We start from the raw sequence: 4,068 nt of genomic DNA, 5'->3' as shown, positions 1-4,068 counted from the left end.
AAGCCAGAACTAACCCGGTCTTAAAATAATTGGATGACAGAAAATCGAACAAATTCATGAAGCCAGCTATAGGATTTTGCGGGAATTAGGAATTAAGGTTGAAGATGCGGACTTGAGGCAAGAGTTGTGTGATTTGGGATGCGATGTTGCCGGGGACAGGGTTAAAATTAATTCTGATCTTTTGGATAAGGTAATCGCAAACGCAAAAAAACATAACCGTTTTACATTAACCAGTCGTACAGGGAAAAAGGTGGAGATGAACCCAGAAACAGTTGTCTCTCATTCTTCAAACGCTATTCCCGATATCATTGATTTGGAAACAGGCCAGTGTAGAAGGACAAATCAAGATGACGTAATTGCTACAACACGCCTGATGAACCAGTTGGACGAAATGGATATGCCATGTGCTCTGGTATACCCAAATGATGTGCCGCCCGAGATAAACCAGCTCAAACAAGCTGAGTTATTAATTAGATATTCAACAAAGCCGATTTATGCCTGTGCATCTGAACCGGATACGGCAAGATACCTCGTCGAACTTTTCGACGTATTTGCCGGAACGGATGATAAAGATATGATCGGGCTTGTAGGGATCTCACCGGAATCACCGTTAAAGTTTCCGAAAACGATCACTGATGCCATGAAGATCATAATTTCCGCCGGGATTCCGGTAGCTATGTTGAGTGCTCCGCTGGGTGGTTTGTCTGGTCCACTGTCCATCGCTGGAGGACTAGCTCAAGTAAATGCTGAACTACTTGCCTTTGCTGCGATATCTTATCTTTATAATCCTGAGACACCCCTTCTTTATGGACCCAGGCTGTTCTATGCCAATATGAAAACCGGCTGCTCTATCCTGGGGTTACCAGAGACAGGTATTGCCAGTGCGGTAGGTGCACAAATGGCGTCTTATTATGGTTTTATATCAGACCTCTATGGAATGTGCTGTACATCATGCGCATTTGACGCCCAGAGCGGTTATGAAAAGGCCATCAATTGTCTCCTGCCGTTTTTATTGCCGGGGCTAAGCTACGTCTCTGGATTTGGTGGACTAGCCAGTTTAATGGTTGCTTCATATGAACAACTGGTTATTGATAACGAGATATACGCCAATGTAAGAAAAGCAGCAAAAGGGTTTGCTGTTGACGAGGATGCTTTTGGGTTTGATGTACTTGCCGGTGCTATCAAAGGCGGTATGATCCTCGCCCACCCACACACCATTAAATATTTGAAAAAAGGTGAAGTATTTATACCCAAATTAGGTTTTGATTCGGTGTGGAGTGACTGGGTCAAGAAGGGTAAAAAGGATATCCAGGCTGTTGCTCGTGAACGCGCTATCGAACTCTTGAAGAAGGATGAGCAAGAGCTGGAACCCTTACCCGCGGACCTGGACAAAGAAATCACTAAAATTATTGATCAAGCAACCGCGGAGTTGGTGAAATAAGGGAAATATTAATCTGTCAGGCGACAAGCACAACCCCCCTTAATTAGAAAATCGCCTGACAGACCCTTATTAATATTAAAAGCTCTAAAAACAGAAAGGGTGAGGATATTGAAACTGGAAAAGATTGTAGAGTGTGTTTTGGGTGCCGAAATGGACAAAGTTGAAAGTTTAGTAAAAGAGGGCCTCGCAGAAGGGACTGATCCCTCAGTACTGCTAAAAGAGGGCTTGATCAAGGGAATGGATGTTATAGGTGAACAATTTGAAAATGGAGATCTCTTCCTCCCAGAAATGCTGGCCGCGGCCATGACCATGAAAGCCGGTGTGGAAATACTAAAGCCTCATCTGGCAGGGGGTGATTCCAAAGCCGCAGGGATTGTAGTAATCGGGACCGTGCAGGGTGATATCCATGATATCGGTAAAAACCTGGTAGCGATGATGCTGGAAGGTGCAGGTTTTGAAGTTGCAGATGTAGGAATCGATGTTCCGCCAGAGGATTTTGTCAAAGCAGTAGAGGAGAAAAAACCGCAGGTAGTCGGACTTTCTGCCCTGTTAACCAATACCATGCCTGCTGTAAAAATGACAATAGATGCCCTTCAAGAAGCAGGTTTGCGTGATCAGGTCAAAATTATGATCGGTGGGGCACCGGTTACCCAGGAGTTTGCTGATGAAGTAGGAGCAGATGGCTATGCCAGCGATGCTGCCGGCGCTGTGAATATAGCGCGGGGATTTATATAGAGTTAAGATTACTTACCTGTTTTCCAAAGATAGATTACTGGGGTAGAGATGAGAGCTGGAGGTTAAAAAAAATGTTATATATTGGGGAATCAATCAATGCAACTATTAAAAGCGTGAAAAAAGCCATACTTGATCAGGATGAAGCATTTCTGATCGATCTGGCCAGGGCCCAGGTTGAAACAGGGTCGCAATTACTTGATGCCAATGCCGGCACCGGTCGCGACCAAGAGGCTGAGGATTTGGTCTGGCTTGTCGAGCTGGTCCAAAAAAACGTGGATGTTCCCCTCTGCTTGGATAGTTCTGACCCTAAAGCAATAGAGGCTGCAATGAAGGTGCACAAGGGGATTCCTATGGTCAATTCTATTTCCGGTGAACGGCAAAAAATGGATGCCTTGCTTCCCGTGGTGGCAGATGCTCCATGTAAGGTAATTGCTTTGTGCATCGGAAACAATGGAATTCCAGCCACCCCTGAGGAGCGCTTCGAAGTTGGGCGTTCTGTAGTGAAGGAACTGGAGAAGGCTGGGGTAAAAAAGGAAGATATTTATCTTGACGCTATCGTTATGGGTGTGGCTACTGATTGTAACGCCGGTGTTGTAACACTGAAAACCCTTGAGCTGATCAAAAAGGAACTACCGGATGTAAAAACTGTTTTTCCTGTTTCTAATGTTGGCTTTGGTTTGCCAGGGAGAGTCTGGTTTAACTCTATATTTACAGCATTTGCGGTGGAAAGAGGTTTGGATGCCCTCATTTGTGACACCAGGTCAAAGAAGATCATGACCAGTGTTATGTCCTCAGAGGTGCTTTTAGGAAGGGATAACTATTGCCTCTCTTACTTAAAAGCGTATAAAAAAGGGTTACTTGATTAGCAAAAGCGGATGAGCCGAAAAACCGAAAAGAGTGGACTAATTATGGACCTGTATCCCAGCACTCTGTTAATCAGCATTGGCACTGCAAGTGGTTTTACGAAATTGGAAACTGGTAAACCTGGGTACCGTTTAAGACTGGGCTTCTGCCTCTCTATTGCGAGAGATAAGGTTTACCAGGAGCCGTATACGAGACCCGTACGTACGGTATTGTGAGAGGGTTAACGCCGCAGAAAGCTACTGCGGCGTTACCCTACCCGATTATTATTTTTACATTGTTGTTGTCTACACCTAATAAAACTTCTTCCCATTCATATACCCCTGCAGGTGATCCAGTGTTTCCCCGAAGCGCTGAAAGTGGACGACCTCCCGCTCCCGCAGGAACTTCAAGCCATCTGCCAGATCCGGGTCATCGGTGAGGTTAATCAAATTTTCATAGGTTGCCCTGGCCTTCTGTTCCGCTGCCATGTCCTCATGCAGGTCAGCTATGGGGTCTCCCATGGTGTTGATGTAGGCAGATGTCCAGGGGACACCATTGGAGTCGCTGGGGAAGATCCCCTTATCCCAGATAGCATACGTAACCCCCCAGTCCTGCCCTGCGGATCTACTGGGGTGTTGCTCCTTTCATCAGTTTGTAAACCATGGTAGCGATCATTTCCCAGTGGGCCAGTTTCTCTGTGCCAATATCGGTCAAAACCCCCTTGGCCCTGCCGGTGGGCATGGAGTAGCGCTGGGAGAGGTAGCGGACGGCAGCAGAGAGTTCCCCGTTGGGACCGCCGAACTTCAAGTTTTCTACAGAATTCTCATCTCCCTGTAGCTTCAGATTGCTCAAGGTAGCTCCTGATATATTTCATTTTCTTTGAAAAGAAGGATTATATAGAAGATCTTAAAAGACACTTGAAAATAGGTGATGCAAAATATCCTTATTTACGGTAATCTTATATTGGGTTATCGTTTCTCCCTCCGGTAATTAGTTGTTTGGTTACTATTTAACTTACCAGAACTGTATCAAATGTTGAAAAAGAAAAG

At 45.4% G+C, this 4,068-nt stretch carries 5 protein-coding genes; 3 read left to right on the top strand and 2 right to left on the bottom strand.

Features of this window, described 5'->3' with window-relative positions; translation table 11 throughout:
• The first annotated feature begins 43 nt into the window (after positions 1-43).
• From SSCH_RS07030 to SSCH_RS07020, 3 genes are all read left to right on the top strand, one after another.
• Entirely contained in the window at positions 44-1,441 is a 1,398-nt protein-coding gene (locus SSCH_RS07030; RefSeq protein ID WP_332306910.1) for a trimethylamine methyltransferase family protein, read from the top strand.
• 99 nt (positions 1,442-1,540) lie between these two features.
• Positions 1,541-2,176 (top strand): corrinoid protein, encoded by a 636-nt coding sequence (locus SSCH_RS07025; protein WP_332306909.1) that lies wholly within the window; start codon positions 1,541-1,543, stop codon positions 2,174-2,176.
• A 71-nt stretch (positions 2,177-2,247) separates the two neighbouring features.
• Entirely contained in the window at positions 2,248-3,042 is a 795-nt protein-coding gene (locus tag SSCH_RS07020; RefSeq protein WP_044664849.1) for a dihydropteroate synthase, read from the top strand.
• Between the two features lie 288 nt (positions 3,043-3,330).
• On the opposite strand, the gene SSCH_RS22360 is transcribed toward SSCH_RS07020, so the two are convergent.
• Together SSCH_RS22360 and SSCH_RS22355 are read right to left on the bottom strand one after the other, a co-directional pair.
• The gene (locus SSCH_RS22360) at positions 3,331-3,549 is read right to left on the bottom strand and encodes a manganese catalase family protein (protein WP_269746138.1); all 219 of its coding nucleotides are present in this window, start codon (positions 3,547-3,549) and stop codon (positions 3,331-3,333) included.
• Between the two features lie 94 nt (positions 3,550-3,643).
• Positions 3,644-3,871 (bottom strand): manganese catalase family protein, encoded by a 228-nt coding sequence (locus SSCH_RS22355; protein WP_269746137.1) that lies wholly within the window; start codon positions 3,869-3,871, stop codon positions 3,644-3,646.
• Positions 3,872-4,068 lie beyond the last annotated feature (197 nt).

Origin of the sequence: Syntrophaceticus schinkii, assembly GCF_000946815.1 — a bacterium.
In the GTDB taxonomy this organism is placed as follows: Bacteria; Bacillota; DSM-12270; order Thermacetogeniales; family Thermacetogeniaceae; genus Syntrophaceticus; species Syntrophaceticus schinkii.
This window is presented reverse-complemented; position numbering and strand designations above follow the sequence as displayed.